The organism is Pelobacter seleniigenes DSM 18267 (assembly GCF_000711225.1).
GTDB lineage: Bacteria > Desulfobacterota > Desulfuromonadia > Desulfuromonadales > Geopsychrobacteraceae > Seleniibacterium > Seleniibacterium seleniigenes.
Map to the genome: position 1 here is coordinate 64,302 of NZ_JOMG01000004.1, position 25,243 is coordinate 89,544.

The window sequence follows — 25,243 nt, forward strand, 5'->3', positions numbered from 1 at the left end:
CAGGCAGTCCATAACCGGGCCAGCTGTAGACAGGAAGGATTCTGCGATGAACAGTGATCTTTCTCTTCTCTACCGGGTCACCCGAGACAGGTTCTGTGCTGCGGGGCAAGGGGCTGCCGCGCTGGACGAGGTGTTGGCCGTGTTGCGTTCGCTGTGGGATGAGGCGGAAGGGCTTCTCGCCAACGAAGACGCCGGCGATCGCAGCTTGATCGCCTGCGGGCCGGGCTGCGGGACCTGCTGTGTGGTCAATGTGGCCAGTTCTTTCCCGGAGGCGGTTGCCGTGGCCCGCTATCTGGTCGATACTCCTGCCATTGACCAGGACGACATTTTGGAGCGGCTCCATAAACTGTGGCGGGACGTGCGCGGGATTGAGGACGGTGAACGGGTTTTGATGCATCGCCCCTGCGCTTTTCTCGATGCCGCCGGTCATTGCCTGGTCCATCCGGTCCGCCCGCTGATCTGCCGCAGTGTGACCTCCACCGATCCGGAGCTTTGCCGGGCCGCAGTTGTCGCCGAGGTCTGCGGCTGTTCCGCGCCGATTGTCATGCACCAATTTCAGCAACGGCTTTACGAAACCCTGTTCACCGCGCTGACCGCTGGTTTGGCTCTGGCTGGCTGGGACGACCGCAGCTTTCAGTTAAGCGGGCTGGTGCGCTTTCTGCTCCGCCATCCGAGGGAAGAGACCCCGTGGGGACGTGACCAACCCCTTACCTGGGCAGACCTGTATCCGTAACTCCGATGGGTACCGCGTCGGGCTGAGCTTAACAGGCGGTTTTTTTACCGCCTGTTAATGCGCCAGCATTATAAAACGGACGAAAAATCCCAGTCCGACCAGAGAGATGATCAGGCTGATCAGCAGGGTTACATGAATATGGTCATCCTTGCGCCGCAAGCGCCTGCTGTTCAGGATCAGACCGACAATGCCAAGCAGGCTGCTGATCACCAGCATGACCCCGATATAATTGGCCAGTTCCAGGTCCCAGGTTTTGCGCAGAGCAATTCCATAATAACGATCGAAGAAGGTTTCCACTTTGGGCTTGGCCACGGCCAAGATCAAAAGCGCTGCTGCCAGCGCGATGACCGCTGCTGAATGACACCAGGTCAGCAGGCGAAGAACCGGGTCGGAACGCTTACGACGATTGGCGGGAGTCTGCATCATGGAATCTCTTTTTTGTCAGGCTGTTCGTGAGCGTTTCTTTGTGATAACATTGCTAGCGTTAACGAATAATGAGGACTGTGGGACTGTATGGGAAATTCTGATACCAATACCGGCAACAAGGCGAAAGTTCAAGTCAAAACCAAAGAGCATGTGGCCACGCCGTCACTGTTCAAGGTGCTGATGCATAATGATGATTATACCACGATGGAATTTGTGGTTGAGGTCTTGCAACAGGTTTTCCATAAGTCTCCGACAGATGCTGAAAAAATTATGTTGACGATTCATTTTCAGGGCGTCGGCCATTGCGGGACGTTTCCCTATGCGATTGCGGAAACGAAAGCAGACCAGGCACGGTTGCGGGCCCGTAAAGCGGGTTTCCCCTTGCGCTGTACGCTTGAGGAGGCATAACAACGGTGGCAGAGATGTTTAATCAAGATGTCCAGATAGCGTTTACCCTGGCTGTGCGCGAAGCGCAACGGCGGCGGCACGAGTACCTGACCACGGAACATGTCCTTTACGCTTTGTTGTTTGAAGGTGTCGGTCAGCAGATTCTGACTGCCTGCGGCGGTGATGTCGACGATCTCAAGCAGCAGCTGGAAAATTTCTTCGATATGCATCTCGAACATCTGCCCGAAGGGGTGGAAACCGAGGAAGTGCCACGGCAAACCTTGGCCCTGCAAAGGATGCTGCAGAGAACGGTCCTGCATATGCAGTCGTCGCAGCAGGCCGAAGTCGGCGTCGGTGACCTGCTCGCGGCGATCCTCGAAGAAGAAAACTCCCACGCCTGCTTCTTCCTGCAGAGTCAGGGGATTGAGCGGGTTGACCTGCTCGACCAGATTTCCCATGGTCAGTCGACCCGGCGAACCACGGAAAAGTCCAGCGAGCGGCCTGGGGAAACTCCTGCCACCGACCGAGGAAAGAGCAAACCGAAACAGGCGGATCCGCTGAAATCCTTTGCCATCGATCTGCTCGAGCGGGCCCGCGAGGGAAAAATTGATCCGCTGATCGGGCGTGACCAGGAACTTGAACGGACCATTCTGGTCCTCTGTCGGCGGCGCAAAAACAACCCGATCTTTGTCGGTGAACCCGGGGTGGGGAAAACCGCCATGGCGGAAGGGTTGGCCCTGCGAATTGCCGAAGGGAATGTTCCCGATCTGCTGAAAAATAGTGAGATATTTACCCTCGATATGGGTGCATTGTTGGCCGGCACCAAATTCCGGGGCGATTTCGAAGAACGTCTTAAAGCGGTGGTCGTCTCGTTGCAACAGCGGGACCGGGCGATTCTGTTTATTGATGAAATTCATACCATTGTCGGCGCCGGTGCCACCAGCGGCGGTTCCCTGGATGCTTCCAATATCCTCAAACCGGCCCTGGGCTCGGGAGAACTGCGCTGTATCGGCTCGACCACCTACGAAGAATATCGCAACTTGTTCGACAAGGATCGGGCGTTGTCCCGCAGATTCCAGAAGATCGACCTGCAGGAGCCCAGCGCCGAGGAGACCCTGGCCATCATCAAGGGGCTCTGTCCGCGCTATGAAGAACATCATCAGGTCAGTTATGCCGAGGAAGCCCTCGATGCGGCGGTGCGGCTTGCGGTTAAACATCTGCCCCAGCGACATCTGCCGGACAAGGCCATCGACGTCATCGATGAGGCCGGCGCCCAGCATCGACTGGACGGTCATCCCAACCGGCCGGTCGGGGTCGAGGATATCGAACGGGTCGTGGCACGCATGGCCCGGGTGCCGATTCGCACCGTCTCGGGCAGCGACCGGCAGCGCCTGCGTTACCTGGAGCGTGACCTGAAACGGGTGGTGTTCGGCCAGGACCCGGCCATCGAAAGCCTGGTTAAATCGATCCACCGTTCCCGTGCCGGCCTGGGGCATCCCGACAAGCCGGTCGGCTCACTGCTGTTTACCGGTCCGACCGGGGTCGGCAAGACCGAAGTTGCCAAACAGCTGGCCACGCAGCTGGGAGTGAAATTCCTGCGCTTCGACATGAGTGAATACATGGAAAAACACTCGGTGGCTCGTTTGATCGGCGCGCCTCCCGGTTATGTCGGTTTCGATCAGGGCGGCCTGCTGACCGAGCAGGTCAGTAAAAATCCATGGTCGGTGTTATTGCTCGATGAGATCGAAAAAGCCCACCCCGACCTGTTCAATATTCTGCTTCAGGTCATGGACCATGGCACCCTGACTGATAACAACGGCAAAGAAACCGATTTCCGTAATGTCATCCTGATTATGACCAGTAATTTGGGTGGCCGTGATATGAGCATTGTGCCCATCGGGTTCGGTTCCCGCGACGCGGTTCCTCCGAAGAATGCCGTCGAGAAGGCTTTTACTCCCGAATTTCGCAACCGGCTTGACGCTGTGGTCAACTTCGCCGCCCTGGATGAAAAAATCATGCTCCAAGTGGTTGATAAGTTCCTTGCCCAGCTTGCTGAACAATTGACGGAACGCAATGTCATCCTGAAGGTCTCTTCCGTGGCCCGGCGCGAGCTGGCCAAGCAGGGGTATGATCCGCTCTATGGCGCGCGGCCCCTGGGCCGCCTGATTCAGACCGAGTTGAGCGATCCGCTTGCGGAAAAGATTCTCTTCGGGCAGCTGCGGCAAGGCGGTGAAGTCCGGGTTGGCTGCAAAGGCGGAAAATTTACTTTCCGCTTCGCCTGACGGCCTGCCATGCCCTGTTATCGACTGGATGAAGATCTCTGGTTCCCCCCGGTCGAGACTGCTGAGGATTATGGTTTATTGGCGCTCGGCGGCGATCTGTCGCCGCAGCGTCTGCTGCTCGCCTACAGCCTGGGGATTTTCCCCTGGTTCAATCCCGGTGAGCCGATTCTATGGTGGTCGCCGGATCCGCGTTGCGTCCTTTTCCCTGCCGAATTACACGTCTCCCGCTCTCTACAGCACTTTATGCGCAAGACCCCTTTCCGGATCAGCTTCAATGAACATTTTGCCGCGGTCATTTACTGGTGTCGTCGGCTGCGGGCCGGCCTTGACGGGCAGGGAACCTGGATTACCAAGGAGATGAAAGAGGCTTATCAGCACCTGCATCGGCTCGGCTTTGCCCATTCCGTCGAATGCTGGGACGGAGATGAACTGGTCGGCGGGATTTACGGGGTCTGTATCGGCCGCTGTTTTTTCGGCGAATCCATGTTCAGTCGCCGCAGCAATGCCTCCAAGGTCGCGCTGGTGGCCCTGGTCCGCCATCTGCGTGAACAAAATTTCGTCCTTCTCGATTGTCAACAGACCACCGCCCATCTGGTCAGCATGGGGGCGAGGGAAATCCCCCGTGAGCAGTTTCTGCAGCAACTCAAGAAGGCGCTGGTGCCCCCTTATGGCGATCTGGTCAGCAGATTTTAAAGCCCGTAGTCAGGTTTCGTTCAGATGGAACGCTGGGCAAAATAGCAAACTGCCGACAGGTGGATTTATGCTACACTCCCGCTCAGAGATGTCGACAAGCGACAGATGGAGCGTTTGATACATGGCCATTATTAAGAAAACCTACAAAGACCAGGTTGTTGATCATGTTTATGAGCTGTTGCTGACCGGGGAATTGAGCCCCGGTCAGCAGCTTAAAGAGAGCTTGCTGGCAGCGCAGATGGGGATCAGCAGGGCGCCGATCCGCGAGGCGATGAAGGAACTGATCATGAACGGCCTGGTCGACTACCGGCCACAGGTCGGCAATTTTATCCCGGTGCTCTCACCGAAAGAAATCATCGACAGCTATACGACCCGCGGGGTCTTGGAAGGCTATGCGGTCATGGAAAGTTGCGGTAATTTTTCCGCGGACGAATTCGACACCCTGTTTGGCCTCACTGAAGAGATGGAAAATCATGCTCTGGCTCTGAATCAGAAACTGGTCGTTGAGGTCGGAGGGCAGTTCCATGATCTGCTGATCAGCCGCTGTCATAATTTGCAGGTGATCGAATATACCAACCGGCTCAGCCTGAAGCTGCATATTCTTTTTTATAAGTACTGGGGGACGCTCTATGATGCTCGGGAGATCGGCCGTCGCCACCGGCTTATTGCCGAAGCGGTTCATGCTCAAGAACCGTTGCGGATCGAGCAGGTTATTCGCGAGCATTATCGGCAAACCGGCAGCCTGATTGCCGAACTGCGGCAAGGAGCCTGAGCCGGAACCAAACTTAAGCCATTGCTCGAAACAAGAGAGGATTCAAGGAGACTGTCTTATGCGCGCGGCATTTGTGGTATTCGACCAGATGACGGCCCTCGATTTTATCGGTTTTTACGACCCCTTGACCCGCTTGAAATCAATGGATTTCATGCCCGGTTTCCAGTGGCAGCTCTGTTCGTTCAGCGACATTGTTTTTGATAACCAGGCCCTGCGGTTTTTGCCGGACAGCGTTGGCCGCTCGCTGGAAGGCTTCGATCTGGTGGTTATCCCCGGCGGTCACGGAACCCGGAGCCTGCAGCATAATGCGGAATTTATCGCCTGGCTGCAGACGGCAGCCGCGGTTCCCCTGAAAGCTTCGGTCTGCACCGGCTCCCTGCTGTTGGGCGCGGCCGGTTTTTTGCGGAATAAAAAGGCCACGACACACCCCAAAGCCTACCCGGAGCTGGAACGCTACTGTCGTCGTGTGGTCGACGCCCGGTTGGTCGATGAAGGCAATGTGGTTACGGCCCGCGGGGTCAGCTCTGCCATTGATCTCGGTCTCTACCTGGTCGAGCGCCTGGCCGACCGGAGGGTCCGCGCGGAAATAGCCGCGCAGATGGACTATCCATTCTTTACCGGCCCGGAAGAGGGCGCGAACCGCTCAGTGCCGGTGCCCCGGACTTAACTCAGCGAACCAGAGAAATTCCCACCCGTATCGCTTCCGTCCGGTCGCGGTAGTTGATCAGGCTTTCAGCCAGCGCATTGCTGTATTGGATATGAAAATAAATGTCCAGGTTGTTCTTTAGCAACCGCGATATCGGATAGCTTAAATCCGCTTGGAACGAGGTTCCTTTATCGGCAAAGCGAAAGTTGGTTGCCAGCATCAGGCTGTGAGCTCGGCCGATGCGGGTTTCCAGCTCGATATGGCCGCGATAATCCGGCAGGTCCGGGTTGGTCTCGTCATCATTGCCGATGTAACTCAGAAATTTGGGGCTGATCATCATTCCCAGCTGGGAAGGCCGATGGTAGAAAATGGCCATGGACCGGATATAGGCATAGTTGGTACTGCGGGAGACTGCCCCACCGCGGCCGTTGGATTCGTGCTGGATCCCGGTCTGAATAAACAGACCGTCCATCCAGGCTGGTCTGAATTTGAGGTTTGAAGTCAGGTAGAAAAACTCGGGTTGATAGCTGGTGTCCTCAAACGGCGCTGAGGCGGATTGCAGATCCCAGAAAGAGGTCTGTGTATAGGCGATGTGAAACCCTTCAAGCCAGGGATATTTTTGACTCAGACTGCCACCCGGGTTGAACAGGCGGTAACGGAAGCTGATCTGAAATTTGCTTTTCTGCGGATTGGTGCCAACCAGAAAGTAGGTTGGCCGATAGGGAGAAAAATTGGCCGCGTACGACTGGTAGAGCGACTCCAGGTTGCGCAGGGAAAGGTCCTCAGGTTCTTCCTGGTCGGGAGTGATTGTTGCTGTGCCAACGCTTGGCACCGACTGCGGCGCTGCAATCACCATCATGCCGCCCACCTGGCTGTAACCGGCCAGGCGGTAGCTGATCACCCCGCGCAGGTCGGTCGGTATTTTCACGCTGTACTGCTGCTTGCGAAAAGATCCGGGAGGCAACTGGATCTGTTCTTCGGCGCTGTCACAGAAGGCGCTCAGTTGCAGCTGACTGCCGTTTGCCGTGCTGACCAGCAATTGCAGCTGGCTTGGCAGAATCGTGGTCAGAGCGTCATTTCCTTCGTTGTGGAAATAAACCTCAAGGGGAATGACCGCCCCGGCGGTCGGCTTTTGCTGCGGCAGGGAGATCACCGGAATCAGGGCCGCGTCGACTCCGGCGCAGAACAGCAGCAGCGTCAAGATGAGTAAACCGATTTGTTTCAGACTGGGGAATACATTGCCGGGTTGGACCATTGGCATACCTGTCAGGGTCGCTGGTTGTCAGCCGGAAACGGTGGATGACAACGGTTACGTTCTTTGCTTGGAGCTGGGGCGAACGAGCTGTTTCCGATCAAAGCCAGCCGGGAATTCTATAAAACTGCCTGCTGTAGAAGCCCACTCTGGGCGATTCCATCGATCATGAATTGAACTGCCAGTGCGGTGAGCAGGACTCCGAAGATGCGGCTGATAACGTGCATCCCGGTGACCCCGAACAGGCGCTGCACCCGGGCCGCAGCCAGCAACAGCAATAAGCAGATCAGCAGCACGGCGAGGAGCATGGCAATGACGATCATTTCCGAGATCAGTTCCCCGCCTGCTTCGGCCATCAGCAGGATTGCCGCACCCATGGCTCCGGGACCGGCAATCAGCGGGGTGGCCAGTGGAAAGACGGAAATATCCTGTTTACCGGCCGCCTCAGTGGTTTCTTCATCAGTGGTGCCCGTCCCGCCCGAGGGGCGGGCGAAAACCATATCAATGCCAATGAGCAGCAGCAGAATCCCACCCGCAATCCTTAACGCCGCCAGGGAAATGCCGAGACTCTGGAGCAGGAACTCGCCGGCAAAAGCGAACAGAAGTAACAAAAATGCGGCAATGCTGGTGCCCCGAACCGCCATGCGCCGCCGGTGGCGAGGGGACGCGCCAGCGGTCATGGCGGCAAAGACTGCGGCCACATCCAATGGGCCTATGGTGGCAAAAAAAGTCGTAAATGCGACAGTGGCTGTTTCAAACATCGGGATAATCCTGGTTGGTGAAGAGTTTGCAAACCTGAACTATAGCATCATCCGTTCGGTTTTTCCCGGGGATAATTCTTCACCTGGTGTCGATTTGACAGGCCGTGGTGCCATCTGCGTGGGGGCGTTTTATTCCGTTGCTTTGATGACCATAAGGGTGATGTCGTCATCGATCTGGGCGTCACCCCGGAAACGAGCGATGTCGGCAATGAGCAGATCGGCTAGTTCCGAGGCCGAGCTGTCATGCTGGCTTTGCAGCAGCAGGTTGACCCGCTCGGCGCCGAACATATCTCCGCTGCTGTTGCGGGTTTCCCAGATTCCGTCTGTACCGACCAGCAGGATATCGCCTTTTGCAAAGGTGATCCTGGTGGCGGTCACAAAATCGGCCAGTTCGGCGATGCCGAGAGGGATTGCCGAACTGTACAATTCCTTAACCGCCCCGCCCTGATAGAGAAATAATGGGGCCTGACCGGCGGACAGCCAATCCAGCGATTTTGACTCGGGGTTGAGCACACCGTAGAACAAGGTCATGAAGTAAGCATCGGCGGTTCCCCGGTTGAGGTAGCGATTGAGCTCATTGAAGAGCGCGGTTAAATTGGTAGTGTGGTTTTCCACCAGGGAGTGCAGGGCGCCGCGCGCGGTCGCCATGACCAGGGCGGAGCCGATGCCGTGGCCCGATACGTCACCGACGGCCAGGCCGATGCCGCCATTGTTCAAGCGGATGAAATCATAATAATCGCCACCGGTTTCGTCACAGTAGATACTGCGTCCGGCCAGCTCAAAGCCCGGACAGGAGGGGACTTCTCCAGGCAACAGTTGCTGTTGAATCTCCTTGGCCAGCTCCAGGGATTGCTTCATCTGTTCCCGTTCCGCCAGCCGGCTGCCCAGGCCGTTGAATATTTGTCCCAGGTCTTCCAGTTCGTCACCGGTGGTGATGTTGACGCGGGCGCTGAAATCCCCTTCCGCCAAGCGATCCGCTGCCTTGGCCAGTTGCATCACCGGGCGGGTGACCTTTTTGGAGCGGACCAGGGCCAGCAGGATGGCGGCCCCGACCACCACAATGGTCAGGGCCGCACTGATGGTCAGGCCCAGCGAGATCTGCCGGTTAACATAGCTCTCGGCATCATCGGCCTTGGCCAGGATTTTTTTATAGGGAACAATCAGCAGTGGAAAGGGGTTGTTCCCCTGCCGTGCGCCATAGGCCCAAAGTGCTTTGGTGCCCTGATAGTCAATGTGTCGCACCGCCGAGACCCCGTTGTTGATATCTTCGCTGACCGCTGCAAAACGGGGCTCGGTCAGGTCAAAATATTCATGCTTAACCGGCATTTTCCAGTCGTGGCCGCGATTGTTATGGTGGCTGCGCAGGAGAATTTCCAGGGACTGTTGCGGTGCCAGCTGGTCATTGTAAACGAGGACCATGCTCTCGGTGGCTTCGGCCCATTCCGGGGGGATTGCCCAATCGGTGAAAAACTGGCGGTAGTCGATATCAAGGGCGGTGACTCCGGCCAGGGAGCCGTCCGGGTGGTAGACCGGGGTGGATAAAGTAAGGATCAGCTGGCCGGTCGTCAGATCGATCAGAATGCTCTGGGTCGGTCCCTTGTTTTGCACTGCATCCCGATACCATTGCCGTTTTCTGGGATCGTAATCGGCCGGGTAACCGTTTTTACCCGGATAACTCGAATGGACACCCGATGCAAGAGCGGTGTATTGCCAGAGAAACAGATCCGGCTGAATTTGATGCAGAGAGCGGTAGACTTCGACCATTCCGCTCAAGCGGGCCAGATCATCCGCGACCTGACCGGGGTCGGTTCCGGCCGCCAGAAAAAACACCTGCTGGGAATAGGAGATGGGAATGGGGACCGGCTTGCCGTCGGCGTCGTAGCGCAGATGTTTTTGCGACGGCTGCAGGTCGGCAGGTTGGCGCTTCGGAGAGTTGTAGTCGGCTGAAAAATAGATCGGCGCAGGAGTCTTCGGCGGGGGCTGGGCCAGCTTGCTTTCGACCGCCTGTGCCTGGTTCTGCAGGGTGAGCAGGGCCATGGTGCGGTCACGGGTCAGAATGCGTCCGTAATCATCCACCAGCGCATGCAACAACGTCTGGGCATTGTTGTTCAACAAGCTCCTGGTATCCTCCGCCAGTTTGTTGCCGAAATGGAGGATCGAGATCCGCTGAACCATAAAACTGAGGCTCAGCGGAACCAATGCCACGAGCAAGAGCAAAATCAATAGCCTGGTACGAAATTTCATAGGGACCTCAACGGCAGCTCCTTGTAATCATAGCAGCTTTGGATCGGAATGAAATCCGTGGGGCTCCCGGAACCGGACCGTTGCCTATTCATTCAGCCAGGTTTGAATGGCTCCTTGCAGATCCTGCCAACCATCACCCAACCGCAGTTCCAGAAAATCCCGCAGCAGGCTGTCAAACATCTGCTCGCCTTCTTCCGTTGCCGCCAGTTTGGTCAGGAAGGCGGCAACGGCCTCGGCCTGCGGGTCGTCATCGGGCGAACTTTCCGGTTTGATCATCGGCGTCCGATAACTGCCGAATTGAAAACGTTCCCCTTTCAAGGTTAACTTCCAGGCGTTGTCTTCGTCATGCTGGAAGTGGAGGGTCGCCTCCTCGATCTGTTTGCCCTGGGTCAACGCGGTTTTGACTTCCAGATAGTGATCCTGCGGTCCGGCGACAACGATCTTTTGTACTCCTTCCTGCCCTCCGCCGACCAGCACCAGGCGGTTGTCGAGAAAAGCGGTGAACGGCTGTTTCTCCAGCAACGGCCCGGAGGCGCTGACCTGATAGCGCGAATCCGAATTCAGGGTGCGATAAAACAACCAGAGCAGAAAATCATTGCCCAGCCAGCGATTTGCTTCGATCTGTTCCAGAACACTGTCGGTGGATGCCTGGTTGACCTGTTGCAGGCGTTCCTGCTGGGACTCGGGGAGAATTTTTTCGGCCCGCGCGAAAGGATGGAGCAATTGCAGGCGCAGTCCCGGAAAGGTCTGGTGAAAAAGCCCCTGGAAACTGTCGATCATGGTCTGCCCCAGGGAGCAGAAGCGGAGCAGTTGCCGCTCGGTGTCCCAGACCACATCATAAAACGAGGGGCTCGGCAGGGTCTTGACCAGCAGTTGTGAACGGGCACGGTCACGGATCTGCTCTTTTTCGGCCTTTGGGACATATTTCAGATCAGGTTTTTCCGCCAGAAACTGAGCGCTCAGCCTGCTGATCTGGCGTTTCAAAAGCGCTGCCGGAATGCGTCTGCGATCCTGGCGCAGGGTGAAACACAGAAAGTGATCATACCAGCATTGGGCGGTGTCGAATTCGCCGTTATCGTAATCGGTCATTTCAACCCAACCGGTTGCCAGTTCTTCAGCCGAGTTTTCGATGGAGCGGAAACCTTCGGTGCTCAGTTGTTCCGGCAACTCGGTAAATTTTTTCTGTGCATCAAGATTTCCGCTGACCTGAAAATAGCAAATACTCGCGGAGGAAGCCAGAAAGCCCATGATAACTCCTTAACCTATGAAAAAATTGAAATTTGTAGAATGAGGGATAGCCGGGGAACTCCCGACAAAAATTACTTGCGATGCCAATAGTAGTGCTGATTGGCGAAACCCTGACCGTAAGTACGGTTATGCTCTGCCTGGCGTTGTACCAGTTGCTGCATGGTGGTTTCGTCAAAATAGCCCTGCTCGACAAAAAAGAATCCCAGCGGTTTCTGCAAGCTACGTTGGTAAAATAATAAGGTGTTGACCTGTCTTTGGGTCAGCAGTTCGAGTTGGATTGCCTTCTCGCCGAATTTGCTCAAACCGCTGCGGGTATGCAGGACTTTTCTGACTCCCGCATCATCCAGCCATCCCCAGCGTTTGGCGATGTCACCAAGGTTCGGACGCTGGCGGCGTTGCCAGATAATTGCCGAAATCAAGGCATCGAAGGGGATGATTTTAAGATGGTACAGAAACATTCCGAATTGCAGCGGGCGGGTCGGCAGGGGAATGTTTTGTTGGCTCCATTTTGGTTGCTCCTGCCTGGTCCGGGACGGCTGCGGGCGAACCGTGGAATAACTTGAGCTGCTGCGCGTGTCTCGCGCAGTTCTTTGTTTCAAATAATCCTGGACTGTCTGATGTGCCTGATTCAAATCCTGAAATAAACGGTGATGCTTGGCCTGCAGGGCCGCTGCGGACACGGCAAAACGATCAGGGTGGATGACTTTGGCCTTTTTGCGATATGCCGACCGGGCACCTGCCGGTTGTAGATAGGCGAGAAACTCTTGACTGAGATTGAGTTCAGGCCCGAAAAGCGTCCGGCACGCGCGAAAAACTTCAGCTTCTGTCACCTGTGGCATGAAATGGTTCCTGCAGATCAAGTAGTCCGATGGGGCTGTAAAGCGATGCTTTTTTATAGCTTAGAATATAGGCGCTGACAAGCAAGAAGAGATCGTTATTTCAGGAGGCTTATTTTGGTTTTTGACTGTTGATGAAATCCTCGATCCGCTGCTGATCATCGCACAGAATATTGATGAAGCGCATCCCCGCAGTCATTGCGGTTTCGTCCTGCATGCAGGTCCAGACGATTTCAGCGATTGTGCAGACCGGCGGTTTTCCGTCATCAAGGGCGATCAGGATAAGACAGAGTTCCCCTTGGTTGGCAGGCGGTTTGATGGTCAGGCGAATCCCGCCCGAGCTGATATTGACGCGGGTTTTGCGGAACCCATCAAAAACCAGCGGCGCCTCCGGGCTGGAAAGGACTTCGAGGTTTTTCTCCCAGATACCACGCATGGTCTGCAGGGTTTTGGCCGCTCTGCTGAAACGGATTCCCAGGGAGCAGTCGTAGCGCTGGCTGATCCGGCGTTGGAACATTTCCAACTCCGGCTCCAGTTTCAGGGCAAAACGGCTGGTACCGATCTTTTTAAAGAACCGCCCTTTGGCCCGGACTCCTAAGCCCAGGGCATCGGTTGTGATTTCAAACTCATGGCCGGCTTCAAAGGGATATTGGTTGTCGGCATCCTCACCGTAGGGGAGGGTGAGGATGAGAGTATCACTTTCCGATGCGACCACTGTGGCGGAAATCAGTTCGGTGCGACCGTCCTGTCTGGTTTTATTCAGAACCCGCAGCAGCAGTTGCTGGCCAGATTTAAAATATCGTTGGAATTTCATTGCGAGAAACCAGTCTGATAATTTCTGTAGGCATTCAATCCTATCTTCGATAGTATATTTGATTTTAAGTGGTAAGAACAAACTAATAATTAATTTTAATGGATTTGCCAGAAGTGCCGGCCCCGCTTTCCGGGCTTAGCAGGGCAGGATTCTAATATGATTCGCGCTGACTGGATGAACTTTTGCAATGCTTGGAGCGACTGGTGGTCCCCAAAGAGAATCTGTATTTTGCAATTATAGCTCCCGGTTTTGAGCCGATCTGCGCTGGTGAACTCAGTGCGCTCGGGATCGTACCGGAGCAGATAGAACCGGGAGGGGTCAGCTTTCGTGGCGGACTGCGCGAACTTTACCTGGCCAATCTCTGGCTGCGTAGCGCCTCGCGGATTCTGGTCCGTCTTGGTGATTTGACCGCGCGCGATTTTCCGACCCTCTATCAGCGCCTGGTGCGTCTCCCCTGGGGGCGTTTTGTCAAGCCCGGCCAGGCCTGTGACTTCAAGGTTTCCTGCCGAAATTCACGACTGACCCATAGCGGTCGCATCGCCGACACCTGCCGTGAGGCCATGGCCAAGGCCCTGGGGGGCTCCTGCCAGGAGGCCGAGGCACGGTTGGCGGTTTTTATCCGCTTGATCGATGATCGTTGTACGGTTTCCGTGGACAGTTCCGGGGCTTTGCTGCATCGCCGCGGCTATCGGCAGGCTCATGGCGCGGCTCCACTGCGAGAGACACTGGCGGCCGGCTGTTTGCTGGCCTGCGGCTATGATGGCAGCAGGCCTTTGCTCGACCTGATGACCGGTTCGGGCACCTTTGCCATCGAGGCTGCGCTGATTGCCCAGAATCGGGCGCCGGGGGCAACCCGGAGCTTTGCCTTTATGGCTTGGCCAAAGTATCGTGCCGGCCTGTGGCAGCAGCTTCTGGAAGAGGCGCACAGCAAAGCCAGGGTGCGTCCTGCGGCCGCGATTATCGGCGTTGATAACAACCCGAAAGTGCTTGCGGCGGCCCAACTCAATCTGGTGCAGAGCGAGCTGCAAGAGGTGGTGGAACTGCGTTGCTGCGATATGCGTGACGTTGAGCCGCCGGCAGCTGACGGGTTGCTGATCTGTAACCCGCCTTATGGTGAGCGACTGGGGAAGAATGCTTCGCTCAGCGGTTTCTATGCGCAGCTGGGCCAGCTTTACGCGCAGCGCTTCAGCTCCTGGCGGGGTGCAATCCTGTGTCCCGACAACCGGTTGATCCGTGCCTCGGGAATAGCTTGGGAGACTCTCCTGCAAACCGTCAATGGCGGTATCAAGGTTTCGCTCTTTGGCAAGCGTTAATCCGGACGGCGGGGGACGGTATTTTTGCTTGACATTGTCGATGAAGACAGGTATAAACGCGGGCTCTTGCACCTGATGCAAAGATTTAAGGGAAAGCGGGGTGATTGTCCGTGGAAATCACTGTCATTGACGGGAACGTCGAAAAGGCGATTAAAGTCCTCAAGCGCAAATTGCAGCAGGAAGGCCTTTTTCGTGAAATGAAACAGCGTAAATTTTACGAAAAGCCGAGCATCAAGCGTAAGCGCAAAGAGAAAGAAGCTCAGCGCCGCCTGCGCAAGAAAATGCGCGCCATGAAGCGCTTCAGCTAAACGCAATTCAAAAGCCGATCCGGATTCCGGGTCGGCTTTTTATGTGCCGGTCAGGTCTCTGTCGGCACTTTGCAAAGTGCCGACCTTTGTTTGTGACGACCGCCAGTTATTTGTTGCCCTTCGTTGAGTCCGGCTTTTCCGAAACGCCTCCCCTGTCAAAAAAATGTTGATGGAACTCGACAATGTAGGAGAGGGAATTGATATATTCCGTGTCATTAATTTGACTTTCTCTCCAGATTTTTTCCAGTCTGGTGATCTCCTGGCGCATTTTCTGGTGGTCTTTAAGGTGGACCGGAGACAGGTCTCCGCTAGTTTTTTGGGGCCGGCGCTCTTCATTGTCGAGGCGATCGATGATTTTATCCGCGATTTGGGCAAGCGTCAGTTTTTCCTCTCGGTCTCCTGTTGACGTGGTTTTCTGCTCCAGAAACTGTGCGCTGATGATTTGAAATTGCTGCTTTTTCTGCTCTGCTGACCAGTCGTTGTTCATCCCTTTCCCCCTTTGCCGTTGCTCTATCAGACTGTTGAAAAAGCCCATCCCTGGCCTTTTTCAAGCTCGGTAGAGAAAAGTGCGATTTTCTCCGCCTTACAAAATCAATGACGTACAAGGCCGTCATTGGTTTTGATCGCCCGTCCATGGGGTCAACAGCCTGCTATTGCTTTCCCGTATCTCTCAAACAGGAGATAAGCGAAAAACGTGCCATTCTCATTAATTTTTTGGGTGGGCTGGTTTTTTAGGGAAGATAGCTGAAATCAAAGAAAAATTCTGAATAATTACAGAGATTGTTAGAGCGCTTGGGGGTGCCTGTTATCGCGGTTCTCCACAACGGTTTTGGCAAAAATACCTAGAGCCGAAGCCCTGGTTTTTTTGCGGGGAACTTAACCGGGAGCTGTCTGGGCAGGGGGAGAGCCTTGCTCAAGCAAGCCCGCTGCGTGTCGGGCTTGCTTGAGCAAGATAGTCAAACGGACCAGGCGGACGCTGGCTATTTGGGCCAGTGTTGCAGGTTCATGCCGGATACTTTGCCGACGATCCGGACCACCTGATAGCTGTAGCCGTATTCGTTGTCATACCAGACATAGAGCACGCAGCGGTTACCTTGAACAATCGTTGCCAGGGAATCGACGACACCGGCATAAATGGAGCCGACCATATCACTGGAGACCGCCTCCGGAGAATTGGTGTAATCAATCTGATCCTGGAGTGGTGAATCGAGAGACATCTGGCGGAGGTAGCTGTTGAGTTCTTCCACCGTGGTCTCCTGCTGCAGGGTCAGGTTCAGAATCGCCAGAGAGACGTTGGGGGTCGGCACCCTGATGGCATTGCCGGTCAATTTGCCGGCCAGTTCCGGGAGGGCCTTGGCCACCGCCTTGGCGGCGCCGGTCTCGGTAATGACCATATTCAACGGGGCGCTACGACCGCGACGTTCTTTTTTATGGTAATTGTCGATCAGGTTCTGGTCGTTGGTATAGCTGTGGCAGGTTTCGACATGGCCGTATTCGATCCCGAACTTGTCACTGACCGCTTTTAGGACCGGGACAATGGCGTTGGTGGTGCAGCTAGCCGCAGAGAGAATGGTGGCATCGGGTTGCAGGAGCTCATTGTTGACACCAAAAACAATGTTGGGAATGTCCCCCTTGCCCGGGGCGGTCAACAGCACTTGGCTGGCCCCTTTGGCCTTAAGGTGCAGGCCTAGCCCTTCGCGGTCGCGCCACTTGCCGGTGTTGTCGATAATGATGGCGTTTTCGATGCCGTAGGCGGTGTAGTCAATCTGGTCCGGACTGTCGGCATAGATGATGCGGATCATATTGCCGTTGGCAATAATGGCGTTCTCTTCTTCTTCAATCCGGATGGTGCCGTTGAAGTGTCCGTGCACCGAGTCGCGGCGCAACAGGCTGGCGCGTTTGGCCAGATCGTCATCTCCGCCCTTGCGGACAACCGCCGCCCGCAGGCGCAGTTTATTGCCGCCGCCGGCCTGTTCAATGAGAATTCGGGCCACCAGCCGGCCGATGCGACCGAATCCGTAGAGCACGACATCGCGTGGTTCGCTGAGCTGATTGCTCCTGCCGGTATTGAGCTCCTTGAGCTGTTCGCCGACAAAACTTCTGACGTCGCCACCACCCTGCTCCTGATAGCGGAGGAACAGTTTGGCAAGGTCAACCCGGCCGGGAGCCAGGTCCATGTCCGCCATGGCTTCAAGAAAGGGGAAGGTGTCCTTGACCCAGATTTCCCGATCGATGATCTGGCGGGCAAAGCGATGCACCCGCAGGATGTCATTGATCGGTTTGTTGACCAGGCTGCGATCGAAGACCGTGCAGATGACTTCGTGGTCGCGGTACAGCTTGCCGATCAGCGGTGTCATCGCCTCCGCTACGGCTTCGCGTTCTTTCCATTCTTTAAAATATTTATCCGTTTTTGCATCGACCATCTCTCACCAGTCCTTTCATAAAATGAATATCAAAGCACATTCAAGTCAGTGAAATGATCGCGGGACAGAACCTACCCACGGTCGCAAACGAGCGTATACTAATAGATGCCCTGGGCTATTGCAACCACCTTCCGGGAAAACTAAATTGAGACTTTGTTCAGCTGCTGCTGGACAACCTCTGGCAGGGTTGATAAAACTATCAACAAGGGGAGCAAAGCCCTGTTCATCAACCTCAAAAAGAGCTAAATCCTTTTTCAAACATGGAGGAACCACAATGAGTAAAGCGGTCAGTTATAAAGAGCTGGGGCTGGTCAACTCTCGGGAGATGTTTCGCAAGGCCGTTGACGGCGGTTATGCAATTCCTGCTTACAATTTCAATAATCTTGAGCAGCTTCAGGCCATTATAACCGCCTGCGTGGAAACCCGCTCCCCGGTGATTATTCAGGTGAGCAAAGGAGCCCGTAATTATGCCAACGAAACCATGCTGCGCTACATGGCCATGGGCGCCGTTGAGATGGCCAAGGAACTGGGGGCGGATATCCCGATCGTGCTGCATCTGGATCATGGTGATTCCTTTGAACTCTGCAAAAGCTGCATCGATTCCGGATTTTCGTCAGTGATGATCGATGGCTCTCATCTGTCTTACGATGAAAATGTCGCCCTGACCAAGCAGGTGGTTGAGTATGCCCATCAGCATGATGTGACCGTGGAAGGGGAGTTGGGGGTTCTGGCTGGGATCGAAGATGAGGTCGTGGCTGAAAAATCCTCCTATACCCAGCCTGATGAAGTTGAGGATTTCGTCAAGAAAACCGGCGTGGATTCCCTGGCGATCTCTATCGGCACCAGCCACGGTGCCTACAAATTCAAACTCAAAGATGGTGAGGAAGTGCCGCCGTTGCGGTTTGATATCCTGGCCGAATGTGAAAAGCGGATTCCGGGCTTTCCCATTGTCCTGCACGGGGCCTCGAGCGTTATCCCCGAATACGTCGCTCTGATCAACCAGTATGGCGGCAAGATGGAAGGGGCGGTTGGCGTCCCGGAAGATCAGCTGCGTAAAGCCGCCGCCAGTGCCGTCTGCAAGATCAACATCGATTCCGATGGCCGGCTGGCCGTGACCGCCAAGGTGCGCGAGTATCTGGCTAACGACCCGGCGGAATTCGATCCGCGCAAATACCTGGGTGCGGCCCGCAAGGAACTGATTGCGCTGATCAAGCACAAGAATGAGGCGGTGCTCGGCAGTGCCGGCAAAGCCTGATCCAGACCCGGACGGGGACTGACTAACAACAAGGCCGGTGCAATGGTTTGCACCGGCCTTGTTGTTATTGAATCGATCGGTGGGGGACTTGCCCGAATGGCGCACCTTTAAGCAACTTTGCAGTAAACTCGGGACTGTCCCCAGGGTCATCGGGGGCTGTCCCAAGAGTTTGCGAGCCATGAAACTGAAGCGGTTAGCACCGCAAAGACCTGGGACAGCCCCCGTGCGGGGACAGTCCCGGTTTTGCTGCCAGCGCCCCTTAAACGAGCGCCAATCGGGACTTGCCCGGTTTCGGACGGTTATTTGCTGCCGTGGGGCTGCTGACTGGCCGGGCTGAACCGAACCTCTTTGAGCTGTTCACGGTCTGCGCGCAACAGTTTAAGCTGCACACTGTCCCCGATTTGCTTCTGTTGCAGGGCATAAATCAGATCGAAGGGCTCGCTGATCGGGCTGTCATCGATGCCGATCAGAATATCACCCGACTCCACGCCGGCCGCTGCTGCCGCGGAGCCGGGCAGGACGCCCTGTACGGTCAGCCCTTTTGCACCCGGTTCGAACATGACCCCCAGTTTAACTCCCGGGGTCGGCAGATCCTCATATCTGGTATACATGACGAAGTGGTAGGGGGGCATCGGGTAGTCGGGTTTGACCACATTCATCAGCCGATCCTGTTTGTCGGCCGGAATATCGATTTCGTTGGAGCCGACCAGCAGGTAGCTGGCCGGAGCCCGGCGAAACATCCGTCGTGGAATGCCGAAACCGTAGCGGACATGGTTGCCACCGGCAATGACTTCTACCTGGTGGGTAGAAGGCGTTTTTTTCAGGTAGTCGGCCAGGTTGCTGGCCATGGTTTCGTCCCAGAGGGTCTGTACCCGCTGAAAGCTTGCCAACATGGCTGAGCCCATGGCGTGATCCTTGAACGTTGCTTCGACCATGGCGCGCTGGTATGGGTCGTTGAAGTCCATCTCCGGTAGTTTCTCGCGGACTGCTTCGGGGAGGTCCTCAATCGGATTGTGACTGACCAGCTTCTTGACGTCCTGCTCCGCATTCAAGGCGAGAATTTTGATGTGATGTTCCCGGCAGTACTGGAGCAGGGGGCGGTAAAATGCAAAGTTCATGCTCCAGGTACCGTACCAGTTTACTTCTTTAAGAAATTCCTTTTCGCTCAGCTTTCCGGCACTCCAGCGGTCCAGCACCTGTTGCTGAGAGGGGACGAACATTTCCATGGCCAGGGTGACATTGCCCGGATTGTGCTCCTGGAGGGCGGTCAGGATTATTCTTTCTAACCGATGTGAAGCCGGATTGTCGTGGGTTTCGCCGACAAAGACGACGCGCTCCCTGACGGCATGGTCAAGCAGGGTCTGCTCGCTGACATAGACTCCGGTCGGCAGGTGGAGGATCTCGCCGACCACGGGTTCCCGTGCCGGTGGATAGGGGAGCTCCGGATCGCCCAGCGGGAGTTGGCTCGTGCAGGCGGTCAATGACACCGCGGCCACGGTCAGAATGAGCAGACGTCTAAATGACATGCGTCCTCCATCAGTAAATATTTTTGGAATAGAAAATTTCCGTCATCTCCTGCTCAAGTATTTTTTTCACTTTGATGCGTTCTTCCTGCGACAGATCCTCGAAGGTGGTCGCGAAAAGGTACTGGTTCAGGTCAAAGTCCTTGAGCAGCATCTTGGTGTGAAACAGGTTTTCCTGATAAATGTTGATATCGACACATTGGTAAAGTTCGCGGATTTCGCGGCGAATATACTGCTGGATACTGTGGATGCGGTGATCGATATAGTGTTTGCGACCTTTGATGTCCCGGGTGAAGCCGCGCACCTTGTAGTCCATCAGAACAATGTCCGACTCAAAGGAGGAGATCAGGTGATTGAGCGCTTTCAACGGACTGATTTTGCCGCAGGTTGAGACATCGATATCCACCCGAAAGGTAGATAACCCCGATTTGGAATCAGTTTCCGGGTAGGTGTGGATACACAGGTGACTTTTGTCCAGGTGAGCCAGGACGATATCCGGCTTCGGCTCAATGGGCTCTTCGGCAATCAGGATGGTCACTGATGCACCCATGGGATCATAGTCCTGGCTGGAAATGTTCAGAATGTTGGCACCGATAATCTCGGCCACTTCGGTGAGAATCCTGGTCAGCCGTTCGGCGTTGTATTCTTCGTCGATATATTCCAGATATTCCGCCCGGGCCTGGGGCCGTTGTGCATAGCAGATATCATAGATATTGAAAGTCAGACTTTTGGTCAGATTATTGAAACCGCGCAGCTTGATTTTTGGCTTGCGGCGGGGGCGGGATACTCTTTTGGCACTCATCGGCAGATCCTCCTGAAACAGCACCGGGGTTGCCCCCGGTGCTGTTCTGATCATTCAAGGGTTGAAAAAAACGGCCGATTATAATGTCTGTCCGATTGGACGGCAACAAATTTCAGATCGCTTTCTTCTCGTTTCTTTCATTCATGACTTTGTAAGCGCACAGGGCTCCGCACATGGTGCAGGCACCATGTGCTTCATCCACCCCGGATTCGGCCCGCAGACGGCGAGCTTTTTCAGGATCAATGGCGACTGCGAACTGACCTTCCCAGTCCAGCTTCTTGCGGCTTATGGCCATGGCATTGTCTTTTTCCATCGCGCCGGGGATCCCTTTCACGATGTCCGCGGCATGGGCGGCGATGCGGGCCGCCATGACCCCTTCATGGACGTCTTCGATAGTGGGCAAGCGCAGGTGTTCGCTGGGCGTGACATAACAGAGGAAATCGGCGCCGGCAGCAGCGGCCAGGGTGCCGCCGATGGCTGCAGTGATATGATCGTAGCCCGGCGCAATGTCGGTGACCAATGGGCCGAGCACATAGAACGGTGCTCCATGGCAGAGCCGTTTTTGCAGCTTGATATTGGCTTCAATCTGGTTCAGGGGGACATGTCCCGGTCCTTCGATCATGACCTGAATGCCGGCTTCCTGGGCCCGCTGGGTCAATTCGCCGAGCAGGATCAGTTCCTGAATCTGGGCCCGGTCGCTGGCGTCGGCCAGACAGCCCGGCCGGAAACCGTCACCGAGAGAGAGCACGGCATCGTAGGGGCGCACCAGTTCCAGCAGCCGATCAAAATACTCATAGAGCGGATTTTCCGCGTTGTTATGAGTCATCCACTCAATGGTAAATGAGCCACCGCGGGAGACGACTTCCATGAGCCGGCCTTCCCGGTCCATCCGCTCCACCGATTCCCGGGTGACTCCGCAATGGACGGTGATGAAATCGACTCCGTCGTCGAGGTGCTTTTTAACGCCGGCGAAAATATCCTCGACGGTCATATCAACGATCGGTTTGCCCTGGGTCAGAACTGCGTCGCAGGCGGCCTGATAGAGCGGGACGCTGCCGATACACAGATCGGTTTCGGCAATGATCGCCTGGCGGATTTCATCGATGGGGCCGCCGGTGGACAGGTCCATCAGGGCGTCGGCGCCGGCCGCTGCTGCGACCTTGGCTTTTTCAAGCTCTTTGTCGATGCTGGTGTCGTCCTGGCTGGTGCCGATGTTGGCGTTGGTTTTGGTTCTCAACCCCTCGCCGACGGCCAGCGGACGGCCATTATTGTGTTTGACATTGCGGCAGATGACGGCAGTGCCAGCTGCAATCCGTTGGCGCAGGATTTCCGGATCGATGTTTTCGGCTGCAGCAGCCTCGCGCATAAAGTCACTGATCTGTCCCTGACGGGCCATTTCCAGCTGGGTCATTGAGTGATTCCTCTACAGAATAAAAGCAGCGCCTGACACCTTGTCGGTGCCTGCGCTGCAGTTAAAAGAAACGCTGATCTTCAAGTCGTGGGAGGTATCTTAATCCATTGCAGGCTGTTCATGCAAGAACTGCATGGCCGCAGAGAAATGATTGACCGGGCCATGCCCCTGACCGATTTGAAAAGAATCCCGTATTGCCAGGGAGATGAAGTACTTAGCTCTTTCAACCGCAAGTTTGAGCGGGTATCCCTGAGCCAGGAATGTCGCAATGGCCGCTGATAAGGTGCAGCCAGTTCCGTGGGTGTTGTGGGTTTCGTAGCGCTCCCCGTTCAGTTCGACGACCTCCTCGCCGAGCAGCAGGAGGTCGGTCGCTGCGGTGGCCAGATGGCCGCCTTTGATCAGGACATTGCGGGCACCCAACTCCTGCAGATGGCGGCCGGCTTCAACCATCTGCTCCAGGGTTTCAGGTTCAAAGCCGGTCAGTTCGCCGACTTCGGGTAAGTTAGGGGTCAGCAGATATGTCTGTGGCAGTAGCCTGGAAATCAGGCTGTCGTTGGCTTCCTTGTCGAGCAGAGATTGACCGCCTTTGGCGACCATGACTGGATCGACCACGGCGAGCAGCGATCTGTCTTCGATGGTTTTGGCGACTCGTGAGACAATCCCGCCCCAACTCAGCATGCCTGTTTTAACCGTATCGGCACCGATGTCGTCAAGGACTGTGTCCAGTTGTTTCATGACAAAATCGGTATGGACTGGGTAGGTATCTGTCACCCCGAGGGTGTTCTGGGCGGTCAGGGCGGTGAGCACACTGCTGGCATAACTGCCGAGCAGGGTGATGGTTTTGATGTCGGCCTGAATCCCGGCACCGCCTCCAGAGTCGGAACCGGCAATGGTCAGCACTTTGCCGTTGGGAAAAGGTCTCTGGCGGTTGAACAGTAAAGAATATTCCTTGGCGGCCCGGGCCGGATCGAGGTCAGCCATGATCCCGGAAATAATGGCCACCGAATCAGCTCCGGTTTGCAGCGCCTCATAGGCTCCTGCCGGGGTAATGCCCCCGATGGCGACCAGCGGAACGCGTACGGCTTTACGGACTTTGGCCAGGGTTTTCAGGCCGACCACGCTGGTGTCGTCCTTACTGGCGGTCTGAAAAATACTGCCGATGGCAACGTAATCGGCACCCTGGGCTTCGGCTTTGAGGGCTTCGTCAACATTATGGGAGGAGATGCCGATCAGCTTATTGCGACCGATAATCTGGCGTGCCTGGACCGCGGGCATGTCGTCCTGACCGAGATGGACGCCGTCGGCATCGACCTCGCGGGCCAGTTCCGGCAGGTCATTGACAATGAACAGGGCATTGTGCTGTCGGCAGAGTTCCCTGAGTTGGCCAGCCATCTGGCGCCGTTCATCCGGACGGATGTCTTTGGCCCGGTATTGGAGGATTTTGACTCCCCCGGTCAGGGCTGCCGAAACTTTGTCCAAGAGCTTTCCATCTTTATTGTTGTCCGTGATCAGGTAGAGTCCGGATAGCATACTGTGGTCTCCCTTTATTTTCATTTGGGTCCGGGATGTTTGCCTAAAGAAGCGGGTGGCGGGATAATTTTTAAAAAAATAGAATGAAAAAACAGCAATCAAGGAGAATCCTATCAGTTGCAAACCTTGGTGTCAATTAATCCCTTTTGGTTTTGTTGCTTTACAGAGTTTTCCGGCGGGTATATTTATAAACGGACTTTTTCTGCTAACAGGCTGTTGTTCAACATCCCGCATCCTTTGATCTGGAGACTATGAGGGCCATGATCGCTTTCTCAGAACGCCCGACCTGGGCTGATATCGACTTGGTGGCACTGCGCCACAACCTTGGTCAGGCACAGCGGTGCTGCCTGGAAACACAGCGGATTCTTGCCGTGGTCAAAGCTGATGCATACGGTCATGGATCGGTTCCGGTAACCCGTGCACTGCAGCAATGCGGGATCACCGATTTTGCAGTCGCCACCCTGGAGGAGGGACTGGAACTGCGCGCCGCCGGCGTTGTCGACCCCATCCTGGTGTTGGGTGGTTGCTTTCCCGGGCAGGAAGGAGCGTTTATCGAGCACCGGCTGATGCCCGCACTATTTGATGCCGACCTGGCGAGTCGCCTGAGTAGCGAAGCGATCCGGCGCGGCAAGCGGGTCCGGGTTCATCTCAAGGTGGATAGCGGAATGGGGCGGGTCGGTTTCCGGCGTGACCAGTTGCAGGAGTTCATCCCACGGTTGCAGAACTGTCCCGGGCTTGAAATTGCCGGATTCATGTCGCACTTGGCTTGCGCTGATGACCTGGATTCGCCGGTTACTGGCGCACAGCTCGAACTGTTTTTGCAGATGCTGGACATGCTACGCCAGGCGGGCATTGCTCCGCCGGATGTGCATCTTAACAACAGTGCCGGATTGGTGGCCTGGAACCGTCCTGAATTTACCCTGGCCCGACCCGGCATCATGCTTTATGGCGGCCTGCCCGGTCCTGATTTTGCCGATCGGGTCAGCCTGCGGCCGGTCATGAACCTGCGTACGCGGATCGCCCAATTGCGTGAGCTTCCGGCCGGGACCGGAGTTTCCTACGGGCACAGTTTTCATGCACCACAGAACATGAAAGTCGCGGTTTTGCCCATCGGTTACGCGGACGGTTATAATCGACTGCTAAGCAATCGCGGCCGGGCCATCCTCCACGGTCGGATCGTTCCTGTTGTCGGCCGGGTCTGTATGGACTGGATTATGCTGGACGTGACCGGGGTTGCGCAGGCCGAGGTCGGGGACTGTGTCACTTTGCTGGGCACTGCCGACGGACTGGTGATCAGCGGTGACGATTGGGCCGGGCAGTTGGAAACCATTTCCTATGAGGTGTTCTGCCGCATCGGCGAGCGGGTCCCGCGTCACTACCCGACAGTGACGGAAAACGGCTGAAAGCTGTTGTCAGCTCTGTCGAAACGTGCTAAAAGGTCCACTTTTTCAAATACATTCTCCATGGCGGTTGGTATCTGCCCCGCCGTAGCCCCTTGCTCTTTACTTTGCCGGTTTAAATATTAAACTCAAACTGTAACTTAAGATATTCATCAGCGGATTTAATTAACAGGCAGCCCGCCTT

The 25,243-nt window shown here is 55.7% G+C and carries 23 protein-coding genes; 10 read left to right on the plus strand and 13 right to left on the minus strand.

Annotated features, from left to right (window positions below):
• Positions 1–46 precede the first annotated feature (46 nt).
• Positions 47–733 (plus strand): YkgJ family cysteine cluster protein, encoded by a 687-nt coding sequence (locus tag N909_RS24020; RefSeq protein WP_051689915.1) that lies wholly within the window; start codon positions 47–49, stop codon positions 731–733.
• Positions 734–787: 54 nt separating this feature from the next.
• On the opposite strand, the gene N909_RS0117245 is transcribed toward N909_RS24020, so the two are convergent.
• Positions 788–1,159, minus strand: a complete 372-nt coding sequence (locus tag N909_RS0117245; RefSeq protein ID WP_029917380.1) for a hypothetical protein — start codon at positions 1,157–1,159, stop codon at positions 788–790.
• An 87-nt stretch (positions 1,160–1,246) separates the two neighbouring features.
• Between N909_RS0117245 and N909_RS0117250 the strand changes: the two genes are divergently transcribed.
• The 5 genes from N909_RS0117250 (at position 1,247) to N909_RS0117270 (ending at position 5,960) form a co-directional block, all read left to right on the plus strand.
• Positions 1,247–1,567 carry an ATP-dependent Clp protease adaptor ClpS gene (locus tag N909_RS0117250; protein ID WP_029917381.1) on the plus strand — a complete coding sequence of 107 codons (321 nt, stop codon included), beginning with the start codon at positions 1,247–1,249 and terminating at the stop codon, positions 1,565–1,567.
• Positions 1,568–1,581: 14 nt separating this feature from the next.
• Positions 1,582–3,828, plus strand: a complete 2,247-nt coding sequence (clpA, locus tag N909_RS0117255; protein ID WP_029917382.1) for an ATP-dependent Clp protease ATP-binding subunit ClpA — start codon at positions 1,582–1,584, stop codon at positions 3,826–3,828.
• A 9-nt stretch (positions 3,829–3,837) separates the two neighbouring features.
• Positions 3,838–4,521 (plus strand): leucyl/phenylalanyl-tRNA--protein transferase, encoded by a 684-nt coding sequence (gene aat / locus N909_RS0117260; RefSeq protein WP_029917383.1) that lies wholly within the window; start codon positions 3,838–3,840, stop codon positions 4,519–4,521.
• A gap of 121 nt (positions 4,522–4,642) precedes the next feature.
• Positions 4,643–5,293, plus strand: a complete 651-nt coding sequence (locus N909_RS0117265; protein ID WP_029917384.1) for a GntR family transcriptional regulator — start codon at positions 4,643–4,645, stop codon at positions 5,291–5,293.
• A 58-nt stretch (positions 5,294–5,351) separates the two neighbouring features.
• Positions 5,352–5,960 carry a DJ-1/PfpI family protein gene (locus N909_RS0117270; protein WP_051689916.1) on the plus strand — a complete coding sequence of 203 codons (609 nt, stop codon included), beginning with the start codon at positions 5,352–5,354 and terminating at the stop codon, positions 5,958–5,960.
• A 1-nt stretch (position 5,961) separates the two neighbouring features.
• On the opposite strand, the gene N909_RS24865 is transcribed toward N909_RS0117270, so the two are convergent.
• From N909_RS24865 to N909_RS0117300, 6 genes are all read right to left on the minus strand, one after another.
• A complete protein-coding gene (locus N909_RS24865) occupies positions 5,962–7,194 on the minus strand; it encodes a phospholipase A (RefSeq protein WP_051689917.1) in 1,233 nt (410 codons plus the stop codon).
• Positions 7,195–7,310: 116 nt separating this feature from the next.
• Positions 7,311–7,952, minus strand: coding sequence for a MarC family protein (locus N909_RS0117280; RefSeq protein WP_029917387.1), 642 nt, complete (start codon positions 7,950–7,952; stop codon positions 7,311–7,313).
• A 129-nt stretch (positions 7,953–8,081) separates the two neighbouring features.
• On the minus strand, positions 8,082–10,196 hold the full coding sequence (locus tag N909_RS0117285) for a SpoIIE family protein phosphatase (RefSeq protein WP_029917388.1): 2,115 nt from the start codon (positions 10,194–10,196) through the stop codon (positions 8,082–8,084).
• Between the two features lie 84 nt (positions 10,197–10,280).
• Positions 10,281–11,444, minus strand: coding sequence for a recombination-associated protein RdgC (rdgC, locus tag N909_RS0117290; RefSeq protein ID WP_029917389.1), 1,164 nt, complete (start codon positions 11,442–11,444; stop codon positions 10,281–10,283).
• A gap of 71 nt (positions 11,445–11,515) precedes the next feature.
• Positions 11,516–12,283 (minus strand): J domain-containing protein, encoded by a 768-nt coding sequence (locus N909_RS0117295; protein WP_029917390.1) that lies wholly within the window; start codon positions 12,281–12,283, stop codon positions 11,516–11,518.
• A gap of 109 nt (positions 12,284–12,392) precedes the next feature.
• Positions 12,393–13,094 (minus strand): PilZ domain-containing protein, encoded by a 702-nt coding sequence (locus N909_RS0117300; RefSeq protein WP_029917391.1) that lies wholly within the window; start codon positions 13,092–13,094, stop codon positions 12,393–12,395.
• A gap of 182 nt (positions 13,095–13,276) precedes the next feature.
• Between N909_RS0117300 and N909_RS0117305 the strand changes: the two genes are divergently transcribed.
• Both N909_RS0117305 and rpsU read left to right on the plus strand, forming a co-directional pair.
• Positions 13,277–14,407 (plus strand): THUMP domain-containing class I SAM-dependent RNA methyltransferase, encoded by a 1,131-nt coding sequence (locus tag N909_RS0117305; protein WP_155006000.1) that lies wholly within the window; start codon positions 13,277–13,279, stop codon positions 14,405–14,407.
• Positions 14,408–14,517: 110 nt separating this feature from the next.
• The gene (gene rpsU / locus N909_RS0117310) at positions 14,518–14,715 is read left to right on the plus strand and encodes a 30S ribosomal protein S21 (RefSeq protein WP_029917393.1); all 198 of its coding nucleotides are present in this window, start codon (positions 14,518–14,520) and stop codon (positions 14,713–14,715) included.
• 106 nt (positions 14,716–14,821) lie between these two features.
• On the opposite strand, the gene N909_RS0117315 is transcribed toward rpsU, so the two are convergent.
• Together N909_RS0117315 and N909_RS0117320 are read right to left on the minus strand one after the other, a co-directional pair.
• Entirely contained in the window at positions 14,822–15,202 is a 381-nt protein-coding gene (locus N909_RS0117315; RefSeq protein WP_029917394.1) for a hypothetical protein, read from the minus strand.
• 493 nt (positions 15,203–15,695) lie between these two features.
• Entirely contained in the window at positions 15,696–17,138 is a 1,443-nt protein-coding gene (locus tag N909_RS0117320; RefSeq protein WP_029917395.1) for a glyceraldehyde-3-phosphate dehydrogenase, read from the minus strand.
• Between the two features lie 274 nt (positions 17,139–17,412).
• On the opposite strand from N909_RS0117320, the gene N909_RS0117325 reads away from it, so the two are divergent.
• A complete protein-coding gene (locus N909_RS0117325; protein WP_029917396.1) occupies positions 17,413–18,393 on the plus strand; it encodes a class II fructose-bisphosphate aldolase in 981 nt (326 codons plus the stop codon).
• Positions 18,394–18,692: 299 nt separating this feature from the next.
• Here the strand turns inward: N909_RS0117325 and N909_RS0117330 are convergent, their stop codons facing one another.
• The 4 genes from N909_RS0117330 to thiD form a co-directional block, all read right to left on the minus strand.
• Positions 18,693–19,919, minus strand: coding sequence for a ChaN family lipoprotein (locus tag N909_RS0117330; protein WP_051689919.1), 1,227 nt, complete (start codon positions 19,917–19,919; stop codon positions 18,693–18,695).
• Between the two features lie 10 nt (positions 19,920–19,929).
• Positions 19,930–20,718, minus strand: coding sequence for an adenosylmethionine decarboxylase (speD, locus tag N909_RS0117335; protein ID WP_029917398.1), 789 nt, complete (start codon positions 20,716–20,718; stop codon positions 19,930–19,932).
• 112 nt (positions 20,719–20,830) lie between these two features.
• The gene (thiC, locus tag N909_RS0117340; protein ID WP_029917399.1) at positions 20,831–22,129 is read right to left on the minus strand and encodes a phosphomethylpyrimidine synthase ThiC; all 1,299 of its coding nucleotides are present in this window, start codon (positions 22,127–22,129) and stop codon (positions 20,831–20,833) included.
• Between the two features lie 99 nt (positions 22,130–22,228).
• A complete protein-coding gene (gene thiD / locus N909_RS0117345) occupies positions 22,229–23,659 on the minus strand; it encodes a bifunctional hydroxymethylpyrimidine kinase/phosphomethylpyrimidine kinase (protein WP_084167800.1) in 1,431 nt (476 codons plus the stop codon).
• Positions 23,660–23,919: 260 nt separating this feature from the next.
• Here thiD and alr point away from each other — a divergent pair, with 260 nt between their 5' ends.
• Positions 23,920–25,062: an alanine racemase gene (gene alr / locus N909_RS0117350; RefSeq protein WP_029917401.1), complete on the plus strand. Its 1,143-nt coding sequence runs from the start codon at positions 23,920–23,922 to the stop codon at positions 25,060–25,062.
• The last annotated feature ends 181 nt before the right edge of the window (positions 25,063–25,243 follow it).